Origin of the sequence: Burkholderia sp. MSMB1826, assembly GCF_001526325.1 — a bacterium.
GTDB lineage: Bacteria > Pseudomonadota > Gammaproteobacteria > Burkholderiales > Burkholderiaceae > Burkholderia.
This window is the reverse complement of the sequence record NZ_LOYN01000018.1, coordinates 204,089-226,176: the sequence shown is the minus strand read 5'-3', so window position 1 is coordinate 226,176 and position 22,088 is coordinate 204,089. Positions and strand designations below refer to the sequence as shown.

Here is a 22,088-nt window from a genome sequence, read left to right as displayed (position 1 = left end):
AGAGGCTTAGCTCATGCCGAAGTTTGCTGCAAACCTGACCATGCTGTTCAACGAAGTGCCGTTCCTCGACCGCTTCAAGGCGGCCGCGGACGCGGGCTTCGACGCCGTCGAGTTCCTGTTCCCGTATCCGTACGCGAAAGAGGAACTCGCCGAGCGGCTCGAGACGCACCGCCTGCGCCTCGTGCTGCACAACCTGCCCGCCGGCAACTGGGATCAGGGCGAGCGCGGGATCGCGTGCCTGCCCGATCGCGTGAGCGAATTCCAGGAAGGGGTCGGCCGGGCGATCGAGTACGCGAAGGCGCTGAAGGTGCCGCAGTTGAACTGCCTCGTCGGCATCCCGTCGGCGAGCACGGCGCGCGACAAGACGTTCGTGACGATCGTCGACAACCTGCGCTTCGCCGCCGACGCGCTGAAGCGCGAAGGCATCCGCCTGCTGGTCGAGCCGTGCAACAGCTTCGACATCCCGGGCTTCGCGCTGAACCGCTCGTCCGAAGGGCTCGACGTGATCCGCGCGGTCGGCTCGGACAACCTGTTCCTGCAGTACGACATCTATCACATGCAACGCATGGAAGGCGAACTGGCCGCGACGATCGAACGCAACCTCGCGTCGATCGGCCACGTCCAGCTCGCGGACAACCCGGGCCGCAACGAGCCCGGCACCGGCGAGATCAACTACGCGTTCCTGTTCGCGCTGCTCGACCGGCTCGGCTATGCCGGCTACGTCGGCTGCGAATACAAGCCCCGTACCACCACGACGGAAGGCCTCGGCTGGCTGCAAAGCGTGGCCGGCTGCGCACCGGCGTCGGCGCGTCGCGCCGCCTGAGTCGCGCTCTTCCCGTTTTCAGCCCTATAGGAGACTTTCACATGGCAACCATCGGTTTCATCGGCCTCGGCATCATGGGCGCGCACATGGCGCGCAACCTGCTCAAGGGCGATCATCAGCTCGTCGTGAACGGTGCGTTCCCGATCCCGGACGACCTGCGCGCGAGCGCGAAGGTCGTCGCGAACTCGACCGAAGTCGCGCAGCACGCGGACATCATCATCTCGATGGTGCCGGACACGCCCGACGTGCGTAACGTGCTGTTCGCCGACGACGGCGTCGCGAAGGGCCTCACGGCCGGCAAGCTCGTGATCGACATGAGCTCGATCTCGCCGCTCGACACGCAGGCCTTCGCGAAGCAGATCAACGAACTCGGCTGCGACTACCTCGACGCACCGGTGTCCGGCGGCGAAGTCGGCGCACGCGAAGCGACGCTGACGATCATGGTCGGCGGCCCGGAAAAGGCGTTCGAGCGTGCGAAGCCGCTGTTCGAGAAGATGGGCAAGAACATCACGCTCGTCGGCGACAACGGTGCCGGCCAGACCTGCAAGGTCGCGAACCAGATCATCGTCGCGCTGAACATCGAGGCGGTCGGCGAAGCGCTGCTGTTCGCCGCCCGTTCGGGCGCCGATCCGGAGCGCGTGCGCCAGGCGCTGATGGGCGGGTTCGCCGCGTCGCGCATCCTCGAAGTGCACGGTGCGCGGATGACCAAGCGCACGTTCGATCCGGGTTTCCGCATCGAGCTGCACCAGAAGGACCTGAACCTCGCGCTCGACGGCGCGCGCAAGCTCGGCCTCGCGCTGCCGCACACGGCCAGCGCGCAGCAGCTGTTCAGCGTGTGCGCATCGCACGGCGGCAAGGCATGGGACCACTCGGCCCTCGTGCGCGCGCTCGAGATCATGTCGAATTTCGAGATCGAGAAGACGCAGGGCTGAGCGCACGCCGCGGCATGCCGTCGCGTTCGGCGGCTGCTTCGCCGGCTGCATTCGGCGAATGCCGCGGCAAATGCAATGACGCGCGATCCACCGCCACGGCGGATGCGCGAACGACACAGGCGACCCGGCCGCGGCCGGTCGCATCGATGCGCGAGCACACGCGCATCACGGTGGGGCGCCCCGCCGCGTATCGCTGAAACGCGTGCGCGACGGGGCGAAAAACGCCGCTCTGGGCTGAGAGCGGCGTGGTGGGGTCCGCAGCGGCACCCGGCGGCGCCGGGGAAGCCTTGGTCGGTCAGACGTCGTCGTCGGGTGTCCGCCTGTCGGATTTCGCGTATTACATTTCTTTACGTTCGAGCGTGCGATTTTTCATGCAATCGTCGCGTTGAACGCCTACACTTTCGCCACGCCTTTCGAGAAAACCGCCGCGCTTGCGCGCCCTTCTGGGCCTGCATCCAGCGCGGTGTTTTTTTCGCCACTTCACGGCGCGTTTTCTTTTCAACCACCTAAGGAGTGCAACGATGGGTCTTCTTTCGTTTATCAAGGAGGCGGGTGAAAAACTGCTGGGTCATGCCGACGCGCAAGCGGCGGAAGATCCGAATGCCGCGAACCAGACCGCGGCCGACGCAATCAAGAACTACATCAACACGCAAGGTCTCGACACGTCGAACCTGACCGTCGCGTTCGACGGCGCATCGCGCACCGTCACGCTGTCGGGCAGCGTCGCCGATCTCGACACGAAGGCGAAGGTCAAGGTCGCGGCCGGCAACGTGCAAGGCGTCGCGGGCGTCAACGACGACGATCTGCAGCCGGACGATCCGGAAGTGCAGTACCACGACGTGAAGCCGGGCGACACGCTGTCGGCGATCGCCAAGGAAGTGTATGGCGATGCGAGCAAGTACCCGGCGATCTTCGAGGCGAACAAGCCGATGCTGTCGAGCCCGGACCGGATCTACCCGGGCCAGAAGCTCGTGATTCCGCCGCAGTCCTGAACGTGCGGTCCTGAGCGTTCTCGCAGCACCGACGCAAAAATGGCAGGCCACCGGCCTGCCATTTTTTATGCGCGCTGCACGCCGCCCGAGCGGCGGCCATCCATCACAGCGTATCGAACGCGTGCTGCAGTGCGTCGCGATCCCGAATGCCGTTCGCGAGCGCGAGCATCAGCAGCACGCGCGCCTTGAACGGGTGCAGCGAGCCCGCGCTCACGAAACCGAGCGCATCGTCGCTCGCGGCGCCGTTGCGCATCACGTGCCCCGAACCGACGCGCGACGCACGGACCACCGCCACGCCCGCGTTCGCCGCATCGGCGAGCGCCGCCTGCAGCGTCGCATGAATCGACCCGTTGCCGGTGCCCGCGACGACGAGTCCGCGCACGCCGGCCGCGACGACCGCATCGACGGCCGTGCGCGTCGCGCCCGCATAGCTCGCGACGACTTCGACCGGCGGCCAGGTCGCGGCGATCGCCAGTTGCGTGTCGCGCGTGCGCGTGACGCGGCGCGCGAATTCGACGCGGCCGTCCTGCACCCAGCCGAGCGCGCCGAGTTCCGGCGACTGGAACGCGTCGACCGCATAGGTGCTCGTCTTCACGACATCGCGCGCGCCGTGGATCCGGTTGTTGAACGCGACCAGCACGCCCTGCCCGCGCGCGGCCGGATGCGCGGCCACCGTCACCGCGTTCAGCAGGTTCAGCGGGCCGTCGGACGACAGCGCGGTGGCCGGCCGCATCGCGGCCGTCAGCACGACCGGCTTGTCGCCCCGCACGACCAGATGCAGCGCATACGCGGTTTCCTCCAGCGTATCGGTGCCGTGGGTGATCACGATGCCGTCGACGGCCGGGTCGGCCATCAGCGCGTCGATCCGCGCGGCGAGCGTGTTCCACAGCGGCAGCGCGAGATCCTTGCTGTCGATGCTGGCGACCTGTTCCGCGTCGATGCGTGCGACCGACGCGAGCGCCGGCACGGCGTCGACCAGGAAATTGACGCCGAGCGCGCCGGCCTGGTAGCCGGCCGTGCTGGCCGCGTCGGGCGCGGCGCCGGCGATCGTGCCGCCGGTGGCGAGTACGGCGATGCGCGGCAGTGTCGCCGCGGACGAAGGGGATGCGGTGTTCGGTGTATTCATGGCCGCGATTGTAATGGCTCGCGGCCGCGAGCCGGCAGGTTCCGGCGCGGCGGCCGGCGACGGCCGGCGCGCATCATGGTTTGTCCTGATCTCCGGGCCGCGCGCGGCGTCAACGGCCGTGGCGTCCGCAACGTTATAGAAAGTGCCGTTTTGGTGTTTTCACCTTGATTTGCCATAATCGGAGCGCGCGGTGCGATGTGGCCCTGTCCTCATCGCGTCGCGCTTCGTGACGGCGTCGATCACACGCAATTCACCCCATGGGAGTGTCGAAATGAAAATCCAATCGCTCGTAGCCGCAGTGCTTCTCGGCGGCATGCTGGCTTCCCCCGCGTTCGCGGCGAACAGCCAGCAGGACAAGATGAAGGCCTGCAACACCCAGGCAGCCGGCAAGACGGGCGACGAACGCAAGGCGTTCATGAAGGACTGCCTGTCGGCGAAGCCCGCGAAGGCGATGACGCAGCAGGAAAAGATGAAGGCGTGCAATACGCAGGCCACCGGCAAGAAGGGTGACGATCGCAAGGCGTTCATGAAGAGCTGCCTGAGCAACCAGCCGGCCGCCTGAGTCCCGGCCCTCCCGTCCCGAATGCCGCGCCCCGCTTCGGCGGGCGCGGCATTTTCGTTTTCGTTGCACGCGCATCGACGCATGCATTCCCGTCTTTCCCGCCCCGTTTTTTCCGGCTGCCGGCCCGGTGCCGCCACATGGTGCGGCATTTCGCCGCGTTTTCTTCTATGATGGCTGCAACGCGGCCCACCCAAGACCAAGAAGCGCCATCGGGCCGCCCTCGAGACGGACGCGCACGCGCGTCAAACGGAGGCTTGGATGGCATGGAGACAACACCGCTGGTTCCGCCGCTGGCTGATCGTGATCGTGTTCTGGGCAGTGCCCGTCGCGATCGTCGCCGTCCGCGAGATCCGCGAGGAAATGGCCTACAACAAGGCGGACCTGCAGCTCGCGCTGACCACCTGGCAGCTCACCGACACGCAGCAGGCCGCCGGCGCCGCCGCGAAGTGTCATGGCGATCCTGACGAAGCGCGTGCGGCCGGCTGCCCGGCCGACGTGCTCGCCGCCAACGCGCCGCGCCAGCAGGCGGCGCGCGACGAATACGTGGTACGCCGCAATACGCTCGCCGGCTATCTGTGGCATGCGTTCGTCGGCTACTGGGTCGTCCCGGCCGCGTTCCTGTTCGCGTGCGGCATCGTGATCGCGCTGATCCGCCGCGCGCTTCGCCGCCCGCCGATCAAGCCGCCCGTTCCGCCCGTCACACACTGACACGGGCGCGCGCTGCAGACGCCGCGCCCTCCCGCCCGGCCGTCGCGCGCCCCGCATGCCGACCCGCCCCTCGCGCGTCGGCGCCGCATCGTCCGTTGGCGCGCCGCGACACCCTCACGCGATTTGACGCTTTTTCACGCGGCAACGAAAAGAGGCCGTAATCCGCTGTGATATAACTGCCGACGTGATCCGCTCCTTGAGCGAGACTCACTCCGAACGTCATCCGATGGAGAACAACGATGCAAAAACGGAATCTTGTGCTGAAAGCCGCCGCTGCGCTCATCGTCGGTAGCCTCGCGCTCACCGGTTGCACCACCACCCCGGACAAGCCGGACAACGCCGCGACCAACGCGTCCAAACGCCAGTCGATCGACGCGAGCGTCGACGCCACGCTGTCGCGCATGTACTCCACGGTCAAGGGTTCGCGCGAACTCGTCGCGAAATCGCGCGGCGTGCTGGTCTTCCCCGAAGTGCTGCAAGCCGGCTTCATCGTCGGCGGCCAGTCCGGCAACGGCGCGCTGCGCGTCGGCGGCAGCACGGTCGGCTACTACAACACGTCGTCGCTGTCGGTCGGCCTGCAGGCCGGCGCGCAGTCGAAGGCGATCGTGTTCCTGTTCATGACGCAGCAGGCGCTCGACGAATTCCGCAACTCGGACGGCTGGGCCGCCGGCGCCGGCGCATCGGTCGCGCTCGTGAAGATGGGCGCGAACGGCGCGGTCGACTCAAACACGGCCACCGCACCGGTCCAGGTCGTCGTGCTGACCAACGCCGGCCTGATGGGCGACGTGTCGATCAACGGCACGAAGGTCACGAAGCTCAAGATCTGACGTTGACGCCCTGCCCGCGCGTACCGCGCGCGGGTCATGCGCAAACGGCGATGTCCTCGCGGGCATCGCCGTTTTTTATCCGCCGGCGCGCTGCGCCAATGCGGTCGGGTCGGCCGGGCGGCTCAGGTCGTCGAATCGATCACCTTGAAGCGCGAGCGTTTCTGCGCGCGGATCACCGACTGGTACACGTCCACGTACTGCTGCGCCATCCGGCGCGACGTGAAGCGCGCCTCGAAGCGCTGCCGCACGCGCGCACGCGGCAGCAGGTGCAGCCGGTTCACGGCGGCCACCGCGCTGATTTCATCCTCGACGATGAAACCCGACACGCCCTCGTCCACCACTTCCGGCACCGCACCGCGGTTGAACGCGATCACCGGCGTGCCGCACGACATCGCCTCGATCATCACCAGGCCGAACGGCTCCGGCCAGTCGATCGGAAACAGCAGCGCATGCGCGCCCGACAGGAATTCAGCCTTCTCGTGATCGGCGATCTCGCCGACGTATTCGACGTGCGGCAACGCGAAGAGCGGCTTGATCTCGCGGTCGAAGTATTCCTGGTCGGCCGCGTCGATCTTCGCGGCGATCCGGATCGGCAACCCGCACTGGCCGGCAATGCGGATCGCTGTGTCGACGCGTTTTTCCGGCGAGATGCGGCCGAGGAACGCGAGATAGCGCGGCTCGACCGGCTGCGGCATGTACAGCGTCTCGGGCAACCCGTGATAGACGGTCGTCAGCCATTTCGCCTGCGGCAACGGCTGGCGCTGCGAATTGGAAATCGAGATCACCGGCGCCGTGTTGAACGTGTCGAACACCGGTTGCTGCTCGGGGAGGTCGAGCCGGCCATGCAGCGTCGTCACGTAAGGCGTTTCCTGTCGGTTGAAGACCGAGAACGAGTAGTAGTCCATGTGGAAATGGAGCACGTCGAAATCCTTCGCGCGGCGAGCGACCGTCTCCATCAGCAGCATGTGCGGCGCGACCCGGTCGCGGATCGACGAATCGAGTCGCAGCGCGCGCGGCCACACGGGCTCGAGCTTCGCCCGCGTCGTCGAATCGCCGCTCGCGAACAGCGTCACATCGTGGCCGAGCTCGACGAGCGCCTCGGTGATGTAGGACACGACGCGCTCCGTGCCGCCGTACAGCTTCGGCGGGACGGATTCGGTCAGCGGGGCGATCTGCGCAATTCTCATGGTCCACGTCTCCTGTGTCCTGTCCGTTGCGGGACGGCCGGCAGGGGGCCGCGCTTGCGCGCGCACGCCCCGCGTCCATGCCGCGCCGGCCGGCGCGGCGCCAGCCGGATATCCCATTATTATTCGCGATCCCGATGAGCGGAACCGCAGGCCTTTCATTTTTTGGGGGTTGTTACAGACCGGATACATTCCGCCGCACGGGCTCGGCCGCCTCGCATCGAGCCCGTTCGGCGCCGATCCGATGCCTTCGCGCGCCGATCGCGACCCAACGCGCGCCATCAGGCCGTCAGCGCGACGGCCACTTCCAGGCCGGCAGGTCGCGCGAGTCGGCATCGACGAGCGCGGTCGCGCCGAGCTGCTTGTCGAGCACCAGCGATTCGCAGCCGGCCTCGCGCTCGAGCGTCGCGATGAGCCGCGCCGCGTGCGACACGACCAGCACCTGCGAATGCCGGGCGGCCTGCGCGATCAGGCGGCCGAGCGCCGGCAGCAGATCGGGATGCAGGCTCGTCTCGGGTTCGTTCAGCACCATCAGCGCCGGCGGCCGCGGCGTCAACAGCGCGGCCGCGAGCAGCAGGTAGCGCAGCGTGCCGTCGGACAGCTCGGCCGCCGCCAGCGGCCGCAGCAGCCCCGGCTGGCGCATCAGCACGTCGAAGCGGCCGCGGCCGCCCGGATTGTCGATCTCGACCGACGCGCCGGGAAACGCGTCGTCGATCGCCGCGTCGAGCGCCGCCGCGTCGCCAATTTCGCGGATCGTCTGCAGCGCGGCGGCCAGGTCGGCCCCGTCGTCCGCGAGCACCGGCGTATGGGTGCCGATGTGCGACTGGCGCGCCGGCGCCTGCGCATCGGTCCGGAAATGGTCGTAGAAGCGCCACGAACGAATCCGCTCGCGCACCGCGATCATCTCGGGCGCGCCGGTCGGATCGGCGAACTCGGTCATCATGCTGTCGAAGCTCGCGACCGGTTGCGGAATCGTCCGCCAGTCGCCCGACGCGGTACGCATGCGAATCTGCGCGCCCTGCCGGTCGACCAGCAGCGTGGACGGGCGCGGCAACGCGCCGCCCCAGATGCATTCGCGCTTGATCACCGGATCGAGCGCGAACTGCGAACTGCTCGGCAGCGGCAGGCCGAGATCGATCGAATAGCCGAAATCGTCGCACGCAAAGCCGAGCTTCAGGCTCACCGGCCCGTTGCGCACGGTGCCCGTCACCGGCACCTCGCCGGCCAGCATCGCGCGCGAAAAGCGCTCGGGCCCGGCCCACAACGTCGACGGCAAGCCGCCCTCGCGCGCGAGCGACGGGATCACGCGCCCCTGCGCGGTGTCGGCGAGCAGCCTCAGCGCGCGGTACACGCTCGACTTGCCGCTGCCGTTCGGCCCCGTGACGACGTTGAGCGCCGCGAGCGGCACGATGAGCTCGCGCAGCGAGCGGTAATTGGCGATGGCGAGCGTCTTCAGCGCGGTCATGGGAATGGGCGATGGGGCATGGCAGGCCGGCGCCGGGCCGCGTTCAGCGGCCGTCGACGGCCTGCGGGTCGGCTGCGGTGTTGGCCGCCGTGCTGGCGGCAGGCGAGCGCGCGTGCGGCCGTTCGGGATTCGGCGCATCGGGCGCGGATTCGTGCGGATACAGTTCCATCCGGCTGCGCGGCAGGCATTGCGGGTAGCGGTTCTGCAGATAGGCGATCAGCCCTTCGCGCACGCGGCAGCGCAGATCCCAGCACGACGACGAGTCGGCCGCGCTGACGAGCGCACGCAGTTGCATCGTGCGCTCCGTCGCGTCGGTCACCTGCAGCACCTGCACGCGGCCGTCCCATTCCGGCGCGGCATGGACGAGCCGTGCGAGTTCCTCGCGCAGCGGCGCGAGCGGCGTGCGGTAATCGACCGACAGGTAAACGGTGCCGATGATCTCCGCGCTGCTGCGCGTCCAGTTCGTGAACGGGTTCTCGATGATCCACTGCAGCGGCACGACGAGACGCCGCTGGTCCCACAGCCGCACCGACACGAACGAGCCGGTGATTTCCTCGATGCGCCCCCACTCGCCCTGGATCACGACCACGTCGTCGAGCCGGATCGGCTGCGTGAGCGCGATCTGCAATCCGGCGATCAGGTTGCCGAGCACCGGCCGCGCGGCGATACCGGCGACCAGCCCTGCCACACCGGCCGACGCCAGCAGGCTCGCGCCGATCTGGCGCACGTTCGGGAACGTCATCAGCGCGGCGCCGGTGCCGATGATCACGATCAGTACCATCACGGTCCGCACGAGCACCTTGGCCTGCGTATGGACGCGCCGCGCCTGGAGATTGTCGACCGTATCGATCGGATGGGCCTGGATGATCGCGTCGCCGACGCCGGCCGCGAGCCGCACCAGCAGCCACGTGAGCGACACGATGGAGCCGACCGCGGCCGCGGTGCGCATGCCGCGCACGAACGATATGCCGTCGTCCGCCTGGAGCCACAGGAATTCGAGCGCCAGCAGCGCCAGCACGACGAGCGACGGCTTGTCGATGTAGCGCAGGATCGCGCTCATCAGCGGATACGGCTGCGCGACGCGCTTGACGATGCGTGCGCCGAGGCGGTGCACGACCGCGACGATCAGTATGACGATGACCGACACGCCCAGCGTGCCGAGCCATGAATGCAACGGCGCATCGGCGATGCGCTGCAGTTCCTCGATTGAAATCATCGGCGCCCTCGCGTGATGAAGCGCACTGGCTTCGTCCTGGGATGCGTCGGCGACGTCCGGGCCGTGCACGCGCCCGGACACGGCGTCAGATCAGTTGCCGCTCCTGCAGGGAAACGCCTTGCCGAGACCGAGCGACACCGCGGTGCTCGCGTTGTAGTCGGCCAGCTTCGGATTTTCCGCGATGTACTTGCGCACCGCGTCCGTCATCTGTTGCGCCCGGATGTCGGGCGGCAGGCAGAAGTACTGACCGACGCGCGGCCCCGTGGTGCCGCCGATCGCATCGATCGTGTTGTAGACGCCGTCGGCGGCGCCTTCGATATAGGCCGCGCACGACGCCCGCGACTTGACGTCCGTCTTCGCGCACAGCCGGTCGAGATCCGCGCCCGTGAAAGCCGCCGCCGACAACGGCACGGCAAACGCCGCGGCACAAAACATTGCGCGCAACATGGTGTTCCTTATGTCAATGCGGCGGGGGACCGCCTGCTGCGTTGGCCGGTGCGGCGCCGGATGCCCCGTTCCGGCCGGAAGGCGGCCGGGCGGACAGGCGCCGCCGCACCAAAAACCGTTATTTTGCACTCTTTTGAGCATCTGCCGGCGTCGCTGCACCGATACGCGTCGTCCGCTTGCTCAGGATCTCGATCGCGTCCGGCGCGTTGTAGTGCTTCGCGAACTCGAGCGCGGTGATGCCGAGCTGGTTCTTCACCTGCGGATCGGCGCCCTGGTCGAGCAGCAGCGTGACCGTCGACGCATGGTTGCCGCGCGCGGCCATCATCAGCGGCGTCGTGCCGTTCGGCGACGCGGTGTCGATGTACGCGTCGTGGTCGAGCAGCACCTTGACGACCGCGTCGTGGCCGTTGGTCGCCGCGTAGTGCAGCGGCGCCCAGCCCTTCTTGCTGACTTCCGCGCCCTTGTCGATCAGCAGCTTGACGAGGTCGAGGTCGCCGTTCAGCGACGCGAGCATCAGCGCGTTTTCGCCGGCCTTGTCTTCCTTCTCGAGATCGACGTTCGGCGTCGTGGCGATCGCCGCCGCGACCTTGTCGGATTTCTCGCGCGCGGCGATCACGAGGATCGGGTCGCCGTTCGGCGCGAGCGTGTTCGGATCGAGCTTGCCGCTCTTGAGCTGCTTGCCGATATCGGCGATGTCGTCGAACTTGACGGCCTTGACGATCGCGTCGAGCGACTCGGCATGCGCGCCGGCGGCGGCGAACAGCCCGCTCGCGACGAATGCGGCCGCAACGAGTGCGCGTTTGGGCAGATGGTTGGTCGGCTTCGTCATTGTTGTGGGCTCCTTCCCTGGGTTGTCGGCTGCGCGCCCGTCGTTAGCGGGCGATCTTGAACAGCCGGAAAAAGTTCTGCGTCGTCGCATCGGCGAGCGCCTCGACGGCGATCCCGCGTTCGGATGCGATAAAGCGTCCGACATGGCTGACGTACGCAGGTTCATTCGGCTTGCCGCGATACGGCACCGGCGCGAGGTACGGCGAGTCGGTCTCGATCAGCAGCCGGTCGAGCGGCACGCGCCGCGCGACGTCCTGCACGTCGGTCGCGCTCTTGAACGTGACGATACCCGACAGCGAGATATGGAAATTCTGCGCGAGCGCCTGCTCGGCGACCGGCCACGGCTCGGTGAAGCAGTGCATCACGCCGCCCGGCACGTCCGCGCGTTCCTCGGCCATGATGCGCAGCGTGTCTTCCGACGACGCGCGCGTGTGAATGATCAGCGGCTTCATCGTCGCGGTCGCCGCGCGGATGTGCGTGCGAAAGCGCTCGCGCTGCCATTCCATGTCGGCGATCGAGCGGCCTTCGAGGCGATAGTAGTCGAGGCCGGTTTCGCCGATCGCGACGACCTTCGGGTGCGCGGCCAGCTCGACGAGCTCCGCGAGCGTCGGTTCGCGCGCATCCTCGTGATCGGGATGCACGCCGACCGATGCGTACACGTTGTCGTGCGCGTCGGCGATCGCGAGTACGTCGGGCAGCGTCTCGAAATCGACCGACACGCACAGCGCGTGCGTGACGTCGTGCTCGCGCATGTTCTCGAGAACGGCCGGCAGACGGTCGGCCAGGCCCTTGAAATTGATATGGCAGTGAGAGTCGACGAACATCGTGTTTCCTGAATACGTGAGACGGGCGCTCATGCGCCCGCCGGCATGCGACACCGGGCGACGTGGGTGGATCGGCCGGCCACGGTCGCGCCCCCGCGTGATCCGTTCATCGTTTCGCAACCCATCGGAAACAATGCAGAATCAAACGAACATTTCCCGATATCCGAGAAACAATTCCTCGAACACGAGCCGTGCGTTGAGCGGATGGTTCTCGACCGTCCGCTGCCGCGTCACGGCTTTCATGAAGCGCGCGAATGCGTTCGCGTCGACCGCTTCCGCGCAGCGCGCCAGGGCTGCCGCATGCATCGGGAAGTAGCGCGGCGCACCGGCCATTCGCTGGGCGAGCAGATCGTACAGCCAGCGCTGCAGCCAGCCGAGCACCAGCGGCACCGGCAGCTTCTGCAGCGTCTCGCCGCACGCGAACGGATCGCAGGCCGCACCGGCGGCCAGTTGCCCGAGCGTGTAGTCGCGCAGCGGACGGTTCTCGTCGCTCGCGAGCGCCAGCGCGGCGAGCGGCGCGCCGCCGGCTTCGGCGAGCAGCGCGCTGGCGTGGTCGACACCCTGCGCCGCGAGCCACGCGGCGGCGGCCTCCGGCGCCGGCACGGTCATCGGCCACTGGCGGCAGCGGCTGACGATCGTCGGCAACAAGCGGTCGATGCGCGCCGACACGAGCAGGAACACGACGCCCGGCGGCGGTTCCTCCAGCGTTTTCAGCAGCGCGTTCGACGCGGCCACATTGAGCGCCTCGGCCGGATACAGCACGACGACGCGCGCGCCGCCGCGGTGCGAACCCACCCCGCAGAAGTCGAGCAGCGCGCGCACCTGCTCGATCTTGATTTCCTTGCTCGGCGCCCGCGTCTTCTTGCCGCCTTCGTCCGCGTCGGCCGGCTTCGCGTCGTCCGCCGCACCCGGCGCCTCGCCCGCCAGCGCCTCGGGCAGCACGATCCGGTAGTCCGGATGGTTGCCCTGCGAGAACCAGTTGCAGGCCGCGCAGGCGCCGCACGGCTCGCCGTTCGGTTGCGGCGATTCGCACAGGAAACCCTGCGCGAGATGCTGCGCGAACTGCAGCTTGCCGATCCCGGCCTGGCCGTGCAGCAGCAGCGCATGCGGCCATTGCGCGCGCAGTTGCTGCAGGCGGTTCCAGTCGTCGGTTTGCCACGGATAGATCATGGGGGCGTTCCTTGCGGGTTACAGCGCGGCGAGCACGCGTTCGAGCTGCTGGCGGATCTCGGGAATCGATCGCGTCGCGTCGACGACCGCGAAGCGGTGCGGCGCCTCTTCCGCGCGCCGCAGGTATTCGGCGCGTGTACGGGTAAAGAACGCGTCGGACTCGCTTTCGAACTTGTCCGGCATGCGCGCGGCGCCGCGACGCTCGCTCGCGACCTGCGGCGCAACGTCGAACAGCACCGTGAGGTCGGGCTGGAAACCGCCCTGCACCCAGCGCTCGAGCGTCTCGAGCTTGTCGCGCGGCAGCCCGCGGCCGCCGCCCTGGTACGCGAAGGTCGCGTCGGTGAAGCGATCCGACACGACCCAGTCGCCGCACGCGAGCGCCGGCTCGATCACGAGCGCGAGGTGCTCGCGACGCGCGGCGAACATCAGCAGCGCTTCCGTCTCGAGATCCATCGGCTGGTTCAGCAGGATCTCGCGCAGTTTCTCGCCAAGCTGCGTGCCGCCCGGCTCGCGGGTGACGACGACCTGCCGGCCGGCCGCGGCCAGCCGGTCCTGGAGGCGTTCGCAGAACCATGACAGGTGGGTGGTCTTCCCCGCCCCGTCGATGCCTTCGAACGTGATGAATTTACCGCTCGCCATTATTGACCTCGTATGTACTTGTCCACGGCCTTGTTGTGGTCGCCGAGCGTGTCCGAGAACACGCTCGTGCCGTCGCCCTTCGCGACGAAATAGAGCGCGCTCGTCGGGGCCGGATTGATCGCCGCCTGCAGCGCGGCGACACCCGGCAACGCGATCGGCGTGGGCGGCAGCCCGCGTCGGGTGTAGGTATTGTAAGGAGTGTCGGCCTGCAGGTCGCGCTTGCGCAGACGGCCGTCGTACGCGTCGCCGAGCCCGTAGATCACCGAAGGATCGGTCTGCAGCGGCATGCCGATGCGCAGCCGGTTCGCGAACACGGCCGCGACGAACGCGCGGTCGGCCGCATGGCCGGTTTCCTTCTCGACGATCGACGCGATCGTCAGCATTTCGTAAGGCGTCTTGTACGGCAGCCCCGGCGTGCGTGCGGCCCATGCCTCGTCGACGCGCGTCTGCATCAGGCGGTAGGCGCGCCGGTAGATGTTCAGGTCGCTCGTGCCCTTGTCGAACAGGTAGGTATCGGGAAAGAACAGCCCCTCGCCGCTGCCGCGCTGTACCGCGCTGTCCGATGCGCCGATCGCGCGCAGCAGCTCGGCGTCGCTCATGCCGGCCGTCGAATGCGCGAGATCGGGGTTCGCGTCGAGCTCCGCGCGCATCCGCTTGAAGGTCCAGCCCTCGATGACCGTCGCGACGTACTCGTTCACGTCGCCGCGCGCGATCTTCTGCAGCACGTCGTAAGGCGTGATGCCGGTCTTGAATTCGTAGTTGCCCGATTTGAGCCGGCTCGACAGCCCGAGCACGCGCGTCATCGCGACGAAGGCGAGCGGCTCGACCGGCACGCCGCCGCGCTTGAGCTGCGACGCGACGCTCTTCACGCTGCTGCGCGGCTTGATCGTGACGTCGAGCGATGCCGAACCCAGCGACAGCGGCCGGGTCGCCCAGTAATACCCGCCGCCCGCGCCGGCAGCGGCCACAACGACGGCCAGCGCCACGATCGTCGCGGCGCATTTCTTCAGTAGGGACATGGAAACGTGACTCAGGTAAGACCCATATAATACTTGCTCGCCTCCGTCAAAGTCAGGGTTGACTGTTCCCTCATTCCATGAGCACACCGTTCGCTTCACCGGCTGCCCAGGCCGCATCTGCCTCGCTCCCCGTTTTCCCCCGCCCGTCCGCCGCCGATTTCGACGCGCCGGGCGCCTGCATGCCGCTGCCGCAGTTCGGCGTGATCGACGTGGCCGGCGACGACGCCGCCACGTTCCTGCACAGCCAGCTCACCAACGACATCGAGCATCTCGATGCCGGCAGCGCGCGGCTGTCCGGGTACTGCTCGCCGAAGGGCCGCCTGCTCGCGTCGTTCCTCGCGTGGCGGGCCGGCCACGGCGTGCGCCTGCTCGTGTCGAAGGACGTGCAGCCGGCCGTGCAGAAGCGGCTGTCGATGTTCGTGCTGCGCGCGAAGGCGAAGCTGACCGACGCGAGCGACACGCTCGCGGTGGCCGGCTTCGTCGGCGACGTGCGCGAGGCGCTGTCGGGCATCTTCGATGCGTTGCCCGACGGCGTGCACGTGAAGGTCGACGGCCCGGCCGGCGCGCTGATCCGCGTGCCCGACGCGGCCGGCCGCAAGCGCTATCTGTGGATCGGCCCGCGCGCCGAAGTCGATGCGCGCGTCGCCGCGCTCACCGGCACGCTGCCCGTCGTGTCGCCCGCCGTGTGGGACTGGCTCGACGTTCGCGCGGGCGAGCCGCGCATCACGCAGCCGGCCGTCGAGCAGTTCGTCCCGCAGATGGTCAACTTCGACGTGATCGGTGCCGTTAACTTCAGGAAAGGGTGCTACCCGGGCCAGGAAGTCGTGGCGCGCAGCCAGTACCGCGGCACGATCAAGCGCCGCACCGCGCTCGCGCACGTCGCCGGCGAGACCGATACCGTGCATGCCGGCGTCGAGCTGTTCCACAGCGACGACCCGGGCCAGCCGTGCGGGATGATCGTCAATGCGGCGGCCGCGCCGGCGGGCGGCGTCGACGCGCTGGTCGAGATCAAGCTCGCCGCGCTCGACAGCGGCTCGGTGCACCTCGGTTCGGCCGACGGCCCGGCACTCGCGTTCGACGCGCTGCCGTACGCGTGGCCGACCGAAGCGTGATGCACTGACAACCCGTTCGCGGGCCGGCTCGCGAGTCGCAGCCGGCCCGCGACGTTTCCTGCGAGAGATTCGCCCGATGTGTCTGATTGCCTTCGACTGGCAGCCCGATGCCGCCGCCGGTCCCGTCTTTACCCTCGCCGCCAATCGCGACGAATTCTTTCGCCGGACCAGCGCGCCGCTCTCGTGGTGGGAGGACGTGCCGGGCGTACTGGCCGGCCGCGATCTCGAAGCGGGCGGCACGTGGCTCGGCGTATCGCGCGACGGCCGCTTCGCCGCGCTGACCAACTACCGCGCGCCGTTCGACATCCGCGCGGGCGCGCCGACCCGCGGCAAGCTGGTATCCGACTTTCTCGGCGGCGCGTCCGTCGCGCCGCTCGACTATCTCGCGCAACTTGCCGAACACGCGGCCGTGTACAACGGCTTCAACCTGCTCGTCGGCGACTGGCGCCGGCGCGAACTCGCATGGTTCTGCAACCGTGCGCCCGAGGGTGAAAGCCGCGTCGCCGCGCCCGTCGCGATCGCACCGGGCGTGCATGCGCTGTCGAATGCGCGGCTCGACACGCCCTGGCCGAAAGTGGTGCGCAAGCGCGCGGAGCTCGGCACGCTGCTCACCGACAATCCGACCCCGTCGCTCGACGAACTGATCGCGCTGATGCGCGACCCGCACGTCGCCGACGACGACGCACTGCCGCACACGGGCATTCCGATCGAGCGCGAGCGTGCGCTGTCGGCCGCGTTCATCGAAACGCCCGAATACGGCACGCGCGGCACCACGGCGCTGCGCGTCACGATGAAGGAAGGCGTGCGGCTGACGGTCGAGGTCAAGGAGCGCAGCGACGACGACGGCTCGCACCGGACCGTCCGCCCGGGCGCGTTCGAGCGCGCGTTCGCGTTCGATATCGACGCGACGCGACCGCGCTGAGCGCACGCCTTGCGCGCTACGGCGCGCGTGCCATCTCGACGTGCGGCACGCCGGCCTCGACGAACGGTTCGCCGACCGCCGCGAACCCGTGCCGCAGATAGAACGACACCGCCGAATCCTGTGCGTACAGCCGCACGACGGCTTCGCCGCGACGCCGCGCGGCGTCCAGCAGCGCATTCAGCACGGCCGACCCGACACCCTGCCCGCGCATGTCGGCGAGCACCGCGACGCGGCCGATCGTGCCGGACGGCAGCAACCGCCCCGTCGCGACCGCGCGGCGCAGCCCTGTCGCCGCATCGGTCCGGTACGCGACCGCATGCAGCGACAGCGGATCGTCGTCGTCGAGTTCCCATTCCGGCGGAATCTGCTGTTCGCGCACGAACACCGCGTCGCGAATCCGCGCAGCGTCGCCGCCCAGCACCGTCCAGTCGCCCGTTTCCACTTCGCCCGCGCCGTTCGTCATCGCAGCTCTCCCGCGGCATGCGCGCCGTCAAACCTCGTCGAATGCAGCCTTCAGCGCCGCGACCGCATCGGCATGCGCGGCCCGCACCTCCGGCACGTAGCCGCCCATCTTGAAGAATTCGTGGATCATCCCCGGATAGCGGACCAGCGTGACCGTGTTGCCGGCCGCGCGCAACTTGTCCGCGTACGCGGCGCCCTCGTCGCTCAACGGATCGAATTCGGCCGTCGCGATCCAGGCCGGCGCGACACCCGCGAACGACGGCGCATCGCGCGTGCCGTCGAGCGGCGCGAAACGCCAGTCGTCGCGGTCCGCCCGATCGCGCACGTATTGCGTGAAGAACCACTGGATCGTGTCCTGCGTCAGCAGGTAGCCGTTCGCGAGCCGTGCATGCGATTCGGTGTCCTGGTAACCCGTCACGCCCGGATAGATCAGCAGTTGCAGCGCAAGACGGATGCCCGCGTCGCGCGCGAGCACCGCGCAGACCGTCGCGAGCGTCCCGCCCGCACTGTCGCCGCCAACGGCCAGCCGCGCGGCGTCGATGCCGAACGCGGCGGCCTCGCGATGCAGCCACTGCAATGCGTCGTCCGCGTCGTTCACCGCGGTCGGAAACCGGTGTTCGGGCGCGAGCCGGTAGCCGACCGACAGCACCGCGCATTGCGCATCGTGCGCGAACATCCGGCACAGCGCATCGTGCGTGTCGACGCTGCCGACCGTGAAGCCGCCGCCGTGGTAGTACACGAGCGCGGGCAGCGGCTCCGCCAGGCTCGGCTCGACCGGCAGATACAGCCGCGCACCGATCGTGCGGCCGTCCCGCGTCGGCACGACGCATGCCTCCACCGAATGCATCGGCGCCGGCGCGACGTCGAGGATCGGCGCGCTCTTCTCGTACGCGGCGCGCGCCTGCTGCGGCGTCTGGTGGTGATACGACGGACGTTTCGCGCGCTCGATCATGTCGAGCACCTGGGCGATCTTCGGATTCAGCGGCATCGGTGTGGACGGCGCCCGCGTGGCGCCGTGAACGGACAAGCGTGACATGATGCCACGCGCGCGGCCGGCGGGCGCGGCGCGCGGTGCGCCGGCCCGCCCGTGCGCCCAAACGAGACGGCCCTGCCTCATCGAAGGGACAGGGCCGTGCGCGACGGATGCTTACGCGTCGCTCGGGCCGGGCTGGGCGTCAGGCGCGGTGCGCGAGCGTTGCCGCTTGATGTCGCGGCCGACCGCGAGCCGCCGCATGTACTTGAACGTACCGAGCGCCTTCGCGACGAAATTGCCGTCGCTGTCGCGCACTTCGCCTTCGCAGTAGGCCATCGTCGTCGAGCGGTGCATCACGCGCCCGTAAGCGCGCAATTCGCCGCGGCCCGGCTGCATAAAGTTCACCTTCATCTCGACCGTGACGACGCCGACGCCGTCGTCGGTCAGGCTGCGCGCCGCCATCGCGAGCGCGATGTCGGCGAGCGTCATCGTCACGCCGCCGTGCGCGATGCTCCACGTGTTCATGTGGCGCTCCTCGAGCGGCAGCGCGATCTCGCTCGCGCCATCCTTCGCGGACACGAGCTGCACGCCGAGCAGATCGACGAACGGGCTTTCGATCGACGGGCCTTCCGTCGGGGTTGCCGCGTCGCTCATCGTGCGTTGTCGACGATGTAGTCGACGCACTCGCGCGATTCGGCCACCGCGACGACGAATTTCTTCACTTCCTGGTGAACCGGATGCACCTGGTATGCATCGAGCGCGGCCTTGTCGGCGAAATCGGAGACGAGCACGATGTCGGCGGTCGCGTCGAGGCCCGGCGTCGCCACGCCGACGTCGATCTGCAAGGTGCCCGGCACGAGATCGCGGCAGCCTTCGAGCTTCTCCTTCAGCTTCAGCGCGTTCTGCGCACGCGTCGCGCCTTCCGCCGATTCCTTCAACTTCCACATGACAATATGTCTGATCACTTCGTTCGCTCCTGTTCGTGTTGGTTCGGCTGTTTGCCTGAAATCGTTGCCGGTTGGGCACTTCAGGCCCTTCCATCGTTCGCTTGCGTTCGCCGGAAATCGCGTTCGGCCGAGAAAAAAGGGGTATAAAAGGCGGACATCATGTCGGCCATCGAGAGACGATACGCACATTTTCACCGTACCGCTTACCGACGTCGAGATCCGACAAGCGAAGGCAGGCAACAAGCCTACCAAACTTACCGACGGCGATGGACTGTATCTGTTGGTGAAGCCGTCAGGCTCCAAGCTCTGGCGTTACAAGTACAGAATTGCCGGGAAGGAAAATCTCTTCGCCATCGGCGAGTACCCCACGATCAACCTTCAAGAGGCTCGCGCAGCGCGTGACCATGCCCGCGAACTCGTCAGGAACGGACTGCACCCGTCGCATGCGCGACAGGAAGCGCTATCGGCGCGTATCAACGAAGGCAAAGCAACTTTTCGCGCAGTCAGCGACGAGTGGCTGGAGAAGAAGCGGAAGACTTGGACCGAGCGGCACTATGGCGAGATTCTGCGCATGCTCGAAGCCGATGCTTACCCGTACATCGGGAACCACCCCATGCGCTCTGTTACCGCGCATGACGTGCTTGCTTTGATGCGCCGGGTCCGAAGAGCGTGGCTCCCCTTCCGTAGCGATCAAACTGCGCCTGTACGTGTCCAACGTGTTCCAGTATGCGGTGATCACACTGCGAGCTGATACAGATCCCGCGTCGGTACTGCGTGGCTCGGTCCTACAACCTCCGACAGAGAATGCTCGGGTGTTGAGCCGTGACGAACTGAAGAGGCTCTTTCGCCAGCTTCCCACCTACAAGAGCGGACGAACCGCGATTGCGATTCGTTTACTGATGATGCTGTTTCCGCGAACGATCGAGCTTTGCCGTTCGCGATGGGAAGAAATTGACCTGCGAACGGCCGAATGGAAGGTACCCGCGGAGAAAATCAAATCAAGACGCCTACACATCGTTCCCCTTCCAACGCAGGCGGTAAAACTGCTGCGCGAGCTGCAGGAAATGTACGGAAATCGCGGGTACATCTTGCCGATTCTGCATAGCAATCGAAAGCGCCCACACATGAGTCGCGCAACGATCAACCGCGCGATCGACTACATGGTCCCCGACAACCCTGAACCGATAACGGGTCATGACTTTCGGGCAACTGCGTCGACCAACCTCCATGAAATGGGATGGAAGGACGAAGTGGTCGAAATGCAGTTGTCTCATAAAGACAAGGACCGGACCCGCTCGACGTACAACCACGCCAAGTACTTGCCGGAGCGTCGAGAGATGATGCAAGCGTGGGCGAACTGGCTCGACGACATCGAACAAGAAGCACTCCAAGTCGGAGGCGCCGCGAGCACCCCTGTCAGTCACCGATGATGCAGCAGTACCTGCGGCCGCTGTAGCAAGGCTTAAATTACAAACCTACGCCGAAACCTACGCTTCGGCTTTTCCGGATAGGTCGTTAGGGACCGGAGTCCGCTAGTTAATTTCAATGTACACGACCGCTATCAGGCCAATCGGAACATGGGTTGAATCGTCAGGGCTTCCGACACGCAAAGGGTCCTGAGCCGTTCCCAAAACCCGGACTGTCAACGTCACATTCTGCCCCACTCCCATCCAAGGGAACCTCGCTATTGACTGGTATCAAAGTGGTTCTATAATGAACTCTCACGACCACTCCAGCAGGGCGGCATCACGCTGCCGATCGTGGGAGCGGATTGCAGGGTCGGACGGCCCTATTTCGTTGCGTACACTAACCGTGGGCAGCCCATGACAATGCCAACAACAGAAGAGTCGAGCCATCAGAACGGTACTACGTCGGACTCCTCACGAACAATCCGATGGGGAATTGTTGGCGCAGGCCACATAGCAGGTCGATTCGCTGAAGGTTTGAGTTTTGTGCCAAACGTCGAGCTTGCCGGCGTGTGGGCACGACGAGAGATACAGGCTGAGGAGTTTGCCCAGAAGCACCGGACACACGCATACGCGAATTTCGATGACCTGCTGGAAAACATCGACGCCCTGTATATTGCAACGCTGCAAGATAGTCATTCGTATTACGCTACGCGAGCGTTTTCCGCCCGTCGCGCCGTTCTATGCGAGAAGCCAGCGGCCGTAAGCGTGCGCGAACTTCAACATCTGGTGAATGCTGCAAAAGCATCCAATGTTCTGTTTATGGAGGCAATGAAGCCACCGTTCTATCCGCTTTTCATAAAGCTCATGGAACATCTTGCGAAAGACCCGATCGGTGACATCGGATTCGTGCGCGCCGGCTGTTCGATTCCGGACGCCCCTCCCGATCACCCATCGTTCCGTTTGGAACGCGGCGGTGGTGCTTTGTTAAACATCGGGATCTACGAAGCATTCCTGGCGGTGCGATTCCTAGGGAGAGCGCTTGATGTGCACACGCTCGGGCGCTTGGGAGAAACCGGAGTCGATACTTTCGCCAGCCTCAACATCCTTCACGAAAAGGGTATCGCGCAGATTTTCTGCGGACTGGATCTGGACGGCAAGGGTGACGCATTTCTCGCCGGCACGAGGGGATCCGTGACAATCCACGAAAACTGGTGGAACCCATCACGAGCGACCATCCACTACGTTGGAGGACGGACAGTCGAACTGCACGAGCCGTTTGAGGGGGGTGGACTCAACTATGAAACAGCCCATTTCTGTGACGTACTGCGCTCTGGGCGCATTGAAAGCCCGATCGTCACTCACGATATGTCGATGGAAATGATCGCAATCATGGACTCCGCCCGTGCCAAGCTCGGGCTTAGATATCCCTTCGAAGCTATATAGGCGATGCGGCGTTGTCGGGAATGACGCGCACCCGGGCGCCACTGAGAATTCTATCGAC

25 protein-coding genes are annotated in these 22,088 nt (G+C 66.8%); 11 read left to right on the top strand and 14 right to left on the bottom strand.

Annotated features, from left to right (window positions below):
• The first annotated feature begins 13 nt into the window (after window positions 1-13).
• From hyi to lysM, 3 genes are all read left to right on the top strand, one after another.
• Window positions 14-823 carry a hydroxypyruvate isomerase gene (gene hyi / locus WS95_RS11395; protein WP_034207492.1) on the top strand — a complete coding sequence of 270 codons (810 nt, stop codon included), beginning with the start codon at window positions 14-16 and terminating at the stop codon, window positions 821-823.
• 41 nt (window positions 824-864) lie between these two features.
• Window positions 865-1,755 (top strand): 2-hydroxy-3-oxopropionate reductase, encoded by an 891-nt coding sequence (locus WS95_RS11390; RefSeq protein ID WP_059823865.1) that lies wholly within the window; start codon window positions 865-867, stop codon window positions 1,753-1,755.
• A gap of 521 nt (window positions 1,756-2,276) precedes the next feature.
• Window positions 2,277-2,747, top strand: coding sequence for a peptidoglycan-binding protein LysM (lysM, locus tag WS95_RS11380; RefSeq protein ID WP_034207495.1), 471 nt, complete (start codon window positions 2,277-2,279; stop codon window positions 2,745-2,747).
• Window positions 2,748-2,850: 103 nt separating this feature from the next.
• Here lysM and WS95_RS11375 read toward each other — a convergent pair whose 3' ends face one another.
• Window positions 2,851-3,873 carry an asparaginase gene (locus tag WS95_RS11375; protein WP_059823862.1) on the bottom strand — a complete coding sequence of 341 codons (1,023 nt, stop codon included), beginning with the start codon at window positions 3,871-3,873 and terminating at the stop codon, window positions 2,851-2,853.
• 271 nt (window positions 3,874-4,144) lie between these two features.
• On the opposite strand from WS95_RS11375, the gene WS95_RS11370 reads away from it, so the two are divergent.
• The 3 genes from WS95_RS11370 to WS95_RS11360 all read left to right on the top strand — a co-directional run bounded on the left by WS95_RS11370 (window position 4,145) and on the right by WS95_RS11360 (window position 5,970).
• Window positions 4,145-4,435, top strand: a complete 291-nt coding sequence (locus WS95_RS11370; protein ID WP_011549641.1) for a PsiF family protein — start codon at window positions 4,145-4,147, stop codon at window positions 4,433-4,435.
• 258 nt (window positions 4,436-4,693) lie between these two features.
• Window positions 4,694-5,143, top strand: coding sequence for a membrane protein (locus WS95_RS11365; protein ID WP_034207497.1), 450 nt, complete (start codon window positions 4,694-4,696; stop codon window positions 5,141-5,143).
• A gap of 239 nt (window positions 5,144-5,382) precedes the next feature.
• The gene (locus WS95_RS11360; protein WP_034207498.1) at window positions 5,383-5,970 is read left to right on the top strand and encodes a BPSL1445 family SYLF domain-containing lipoprotein; all 588 of its coding nucleotides are present in this window, start codon (window positions 5,383-5,385) and stop codon (window positions 5,968-5,970) included.
• Between the two features lie 122 nt (window positions 5,971-6,092).
• On the opposite strand, the gene WS95_RS11355 is transcribed toward WS95_RS11360, so the two are convergent.
• The 9 genes from WS95_RS11355 to mltG form a co-directional block, all read right to left on the bottom strand.
• Window positions 6,093-7,157 (bottom strand): glycosyltransferase family 4 protein, encoded by a 1,065-nt coding sequence (locus WS95_RS11355; RefSeq protein ID WP_034207499.1) that lies wholly within the window; start codon window positions 7,155-7,157, stop codon window positions 6,093-6,095.
• Window positions 7,158-7,443: 286 nt separating this feature from the next.
• Complete coding sequence (locus tag WS95_RS11350) at window positions 7,444-8,619, bottom strand: AAA family ATPase (RefSeq protein WP_059780979.1); 1,176 nt, start codon at window positions 8,617-8,619, stop codon at window positions 7,444-7,446.
• A gap of 43 nt (window positions 8,620-8,662) precedes the next feature.
• Window positions 8,663-9,835 (bottom strand): mechanosensitive ion channel family protein, encoded by a 1,173-nt coding sequence (locus WS95_RS11345; protein WP_059823881.1) that lies wholly within the window; start codon window positions 9,833-9,835, stop codon window positions 8,663-8,665.
• A 90-nt stretch (window positions 9,836-9,925) separates the two neighbouring features.
• The gene (locus WS95_RS11340) at window positions 9,926-10,282 is read right to left on the bottom strand and encodes a Rap1a/Tai family immunity protein (protein WP_006485939.1); all 357 of its coding nucleotides are present in this window, start codon (window positions 10,280-10,282) and stop codon (window positions 9,926-9,928) included.
• A gap of 118 nt (window positions 10,283-10,400) precedes the next feature.
• A complete protein-coding gene (locus WS95_RS11335; protein WP_059506074.1) occupies window positions 10,401-11,111 on the bottom strand; it encodes an ankyrin repeat domain-containing protein in 711 nt (236 codons plus the stop codon).
• Window positions 11,112-11,154: 43 nt separating this feature from the next.
• Window positions 11,155-11,934, bottom strand: coding sequence for a TatD family hydrolase (locus WS95_RS11330; protein ID WP_059823861.1), 780 nt, complete (start codon window positions 11,932-11,934; stop codon window positions 11,155-11,157).
• Between the two features lie 141 nt (window positions 11,935-12,075).
• Window positions 12,076-13,104: a DNA polymerase III subunit delta' gene (locus tag WS95_RS11325; RefSeq protein ID WP_034207504.1), complete on the bottom strand. Its 1,029-nt coding sequence runs from the start codon at window positions 13,102-13,104 to the stop codon at window positions 12,076-12,078.
• An 18-nt stretch (window positions 13,105-13,122) separates the two neighbouring features.
• Window positions 13,123-13,743 carry a dTMP kinase gene (gene tmk, locus WS95_RS11320; RefSeq protein WP_059780970.1) on the bottom strand — a complete coding sequence of 207 codons (621 nt, stop codon included), beginning with the start codon at window positions 13,741-13,743 and terminating at the stop codon, window positions 13,123-13,125.
• Window positions 13,743-14,762 carry an endolytic transglycosylase MltG gene (mltG, locus tag WS95_RS11315; protein ID WP_034207506.1) on the bottom strand — a complete coding sequence of 340 codons (1,020 nt, stop codon included), beginning with the start codon at window positions 14,760-14,762 and terminating at the stop codon, window positions 13,743-13,745. The genes tmk and mltG overlap by 1 nt, the downstream gene beginning before the upstream one ends.
• Before the next feature lie 77 nt (window positions 14,763-14,839).
• Between mltG and ygfZ the strand changes: the two genes are divergently transcribed.
• Together ygfZ and WS95_RS11305 are read left to right on the top strand one after the other, a co-directional pair.
• On the top strand, window positions 14,840-15,874 hold the full coding sequence (gene ygfZ, locus WS95_RS11310; protein WP_059780968.1) for a CAF17-like 4Fe-4S cluster assembly/insertion protein YgfZ: 1,035 nt from the start codon (window positions 14,840-14,842) through the stop codon (window positions 15,872-15,874).
• A gap of 76 nt (window positions 15,875-15,950) precedes the next feature.
• Complete coding sequence (locus WS95_RS11305; RefSeq protein WP_034207508.1) at window positions 15,951-16,796, top strand: NRDE family protein; 846 nt, start codon at window positions 15,951-15,953, stop codon at window positions 16,794-16,796.
• Window positions 16,797-16,812: 16 nt separating this feature from the next.
• On the opposite strand, the gene WS95_RS11300 is transcribed toward WS95_RS11305, so the two are convergent.
• The 4 genes from WS95_RS11300 to WS95_RS11285 form a co-directional block, all read right to left on the bottom strand.
• Window positions 16,813-17,259 carry a GNAT family N-acetyltransferase gene (locus WS95_RS11300; protein WP_034207509.1) on the bottom strand — a complete coding sequence of 149 codons (447 nt, stop codon included), beginning with the start codon at window positions 17,257-17,259 and terminating at the stop codon, window positions 16,813-16,815.
• Window positions 17,260-17,286: 27 nt separating this feature from the next.
• Entirely contained in the window at window positions 17,287-18,246 is a 960-nt protein-coding gene (locus WS95_RS11295) for an alpha/beta hydrolase (RefSeq protein ID WP_034207510.1), read from the bottom strand.
• A 159-nt stretch (window positions 18,247-18,405) separates the two neighbouring features.
• Window positions 18,406-18,885, bottom strand: a complete 480-nt coding sequence (locus WS95_RS11290) for a PaaI family thioesterase (RefSeq protein WP_034207511.1) — start codon at window positions 18,883-18,885, stop codon at window positions 18,406-18,408.
• A complete protein-coding gene (locus WS95_RS11285) occupies window positions 18,882-19,196 on the bottom strand; it encodes a Dabb family protein (RefSeq protein ID WP_006483902.1) in 315 nt (104 codons plus the stop codon). Before WS95_RS11285 ends, WS95_RS11290 begins: the two co-directional genes overlap by 4 nt.
• On the opposite strand from WS95_RS11285, the gene WS95_RS33145 reads away from it, so the two are divergent.
• From WS95_RS33145 to WS95_RS11275, 3 genes are all read left to right on the top strand, one after another.
• Window positions 19,177-19,929 (top strand): tyrosine-type recombinase/integrase, encoded by a 753-nt coding sequence (locus WS95_RS33145; RefSeq protein WP_082746903.1) that lies wholly within the window; start codon window positions 19,177-19,179, stop codon window positions 19,927-19,929. The genes WS95_RS11285 and WS95_RS33145 overlap by 20 nt on opposite strands.
• Window positions 19,930-19,993: 64 nt before the next feature.
• A complete protein-coding gene (locus tag WS95_RS33140) occupies window positions 19,994-20,608 on the top strand; it encodes a tyrosine-type recombinase/integrase (RefSeq protein WP_179950186.1) in 615 nt (204 codons plus the stop codon).
• Between the two features lie 399 nt (window positions 20,609-21,007).
• Window positions 21,008-22,030 carry a Gfo/Idh/MocA family protein gene (locus WS95_RS11275; protein ID WP_059823879.1) on the top strand — a complete coding sequence of 341 codons (1,023 nt, stop codon included), beginning with the start codon at window positions 21,008-21,010 and terminating at the stop codon, window positions 22,028-22,030.
• The last annotated feature ends 58 nt before the right edge of the window (window positions 22,031-22,088 follow it).

What these genes read in the sequence shown, in the direction of transcription:
- WS95_RS11290 (WP_034207511.1), bottom strand. Translation starts at nt 18,885, where the DNA reads ATGAGCGACGCGGCAACCCCGACGGAAGGCCCGTCGATCGAAAGCCCG.
- mltG (WP_034207506.1), bottom strand. Translation starts at nt 14,762, where the DNA reads ATGTCCCTACTGAAGAAATGCGCCGCGACGATCGTGGCGCTGGCCGTC.
- WS95_RS11330 (WP_059823861.1), bottom strand. Translation starts at nt 11,934, where the DNA reads ATGTTCGTCGACTCTCACTGCCATATCAATTTCAAGGGCCTGGCCGAC.
- WS95_RS11370 (WP_011549641.1), top strand. Translation starts at nt 4,145, where the DNA reads ATGAAAATCCAATCGCTCGTAGCCGCAGTGCTTCTCGGCGGCATGCTG.
- WS95_RS11325 (WP_034207504.1), bottom strand. Translation starts at nt 13,104, where the DNA reads ATGATCTATCCGTGGCAAACCGACGACTGGAACCGCCTGCAGCAACTG.
- WS95_RS11300 (WP_034207509.1), bottom strand. Translation starts at nt 17,259, where the DNA reads ATGACGAACGGCGCGGGCGAAGTGGAAACGGGCGACTGGACGGTGCTG.
- WS95_RS11340 (WP_006485939.1), bottom strand. Translation starts at nt 10,282, where the DNA reads ATGTTGCGCGCAATGTTTTGTGCCGCGGCGTTTGCCGTGCCGTTGTCG.
- WS95_RS11275 (WP_059823879.1), top strand. Translation starts at nt 21,008, where the DNA reads ATGCCAACAACAGAAGAGTCGAGCCATCAGAACGGTACTACGTCGGAC.
- WS95_RS11390 (WP_059823865.1), top strand. Translation starts at nt 865, where the DNA reads ATGGCAACCATCGGTTTCATCGGCCTCGGCATCATGGGCGCGCACATG.
- WS95_RS11345 (WP_059823881.1), bottom strand. Translation starts at nt 9,835, where the DNA reads ATGATTTCAATCGAGGAACTGCAGCGCATCGCCGATGCGCCGTTGCAT.
- lysM (WP_034207495.1), top strand. Translation starts at nt 2,277, where the DNA reads ATGGGTCTTCTTTCGTTTATCAAGGAGGCGGGTGAAAAACTGCTGGGT.
- WS95_RS11305 (WP_034207508.1), top strand. Translation starts at nt 15,951, where the DNA reads ATGTGTCTGATTGCCTTCGACTGGCAGCCCGATGCCGCCGCCGGTCCC.
- WS95_RS11350 (WP_059780979.1), bottom strand. Translation starts at nt 8,619, where the DNA reads ATGACCGCGCTGAAGACGCTCGCCATCGCCAATTACCGCTCGCTGCGC.
- WS95_RS11375 (WP_059823862.1), bottom strand. Translation starts at nt 3,873, where the DNA reads ATGAATACACCGAACACCGCATCCCCTTCGTCCGCGGCGACACTGCCG.
- WS95_RS11295 (WP_034207510.1), bottom strand. Translation starts at nt 18,246, where the DNA reads ATGCCGCTGAATCCGAAGATCGCCCAGGTGCTCGACATGATCGAGCGC.
- WS95_RS11365 (WP_034207497.1), top strand. Translation starts at nt 4,694, where the DNA reads ATGGCATGGAGACAACACCGCTGGTTCCGCCGCTGGCTGATCGTGATC.
- WS95_RS11360 (WP_034207498.1), top strand. Translation starts at nt 5,383, where the DNA reads ATGCAAAAACGGAATCTTGTGCTGAAAGCCGCCGCTGCGCTCATCGTC.
- WS95_RS11335 (WP_059506074.1), bottom strand. Translation starts at nt 11,111, where the DNA reads ATGACGAAGCCGACCAACCATCTGCCCAAACGCGCACTCGTTGCGGCC.
- hyi (WP_034207492.1), top strand. Translation starts at nt 14, where the DNA reads ATGCCGAAGTTTGCTGCAAACCTGACCATGCTGTTCAACGAAGTGCCG.
- WS95_RS11355 (WP_034207499.1), bottom strand. Translation starts at nt 7,157, where the DNA reads ATGAGAATTGCGCAGATCGCCCCGCTGACCGAATCCGTCCCGCCGAAG.
- tmk (WP_059780970.1), bottom strand. Translation starts at nt 13,743, where the DNA reads ATGGCGAGCGGTAAATTCATCACGTTCGAAGGCATCGACGGGGCGGGG.
- ygfZ (WP_059780968.1), top strand. Translation starts at nt 14,840, where the DNA reads ATGAGCACACCGTTCGCTTCACCGGCTGCCCAGGCCGCATCTGCCTCG.
- WS95_RS33145 (WP_082746903.1), top strand. Translation starts at nt 19,177, where the DNA reads ATGACAATATGTCTGATCACTTCGTTCGCTCCTGTTCGTGTTGGTTCG.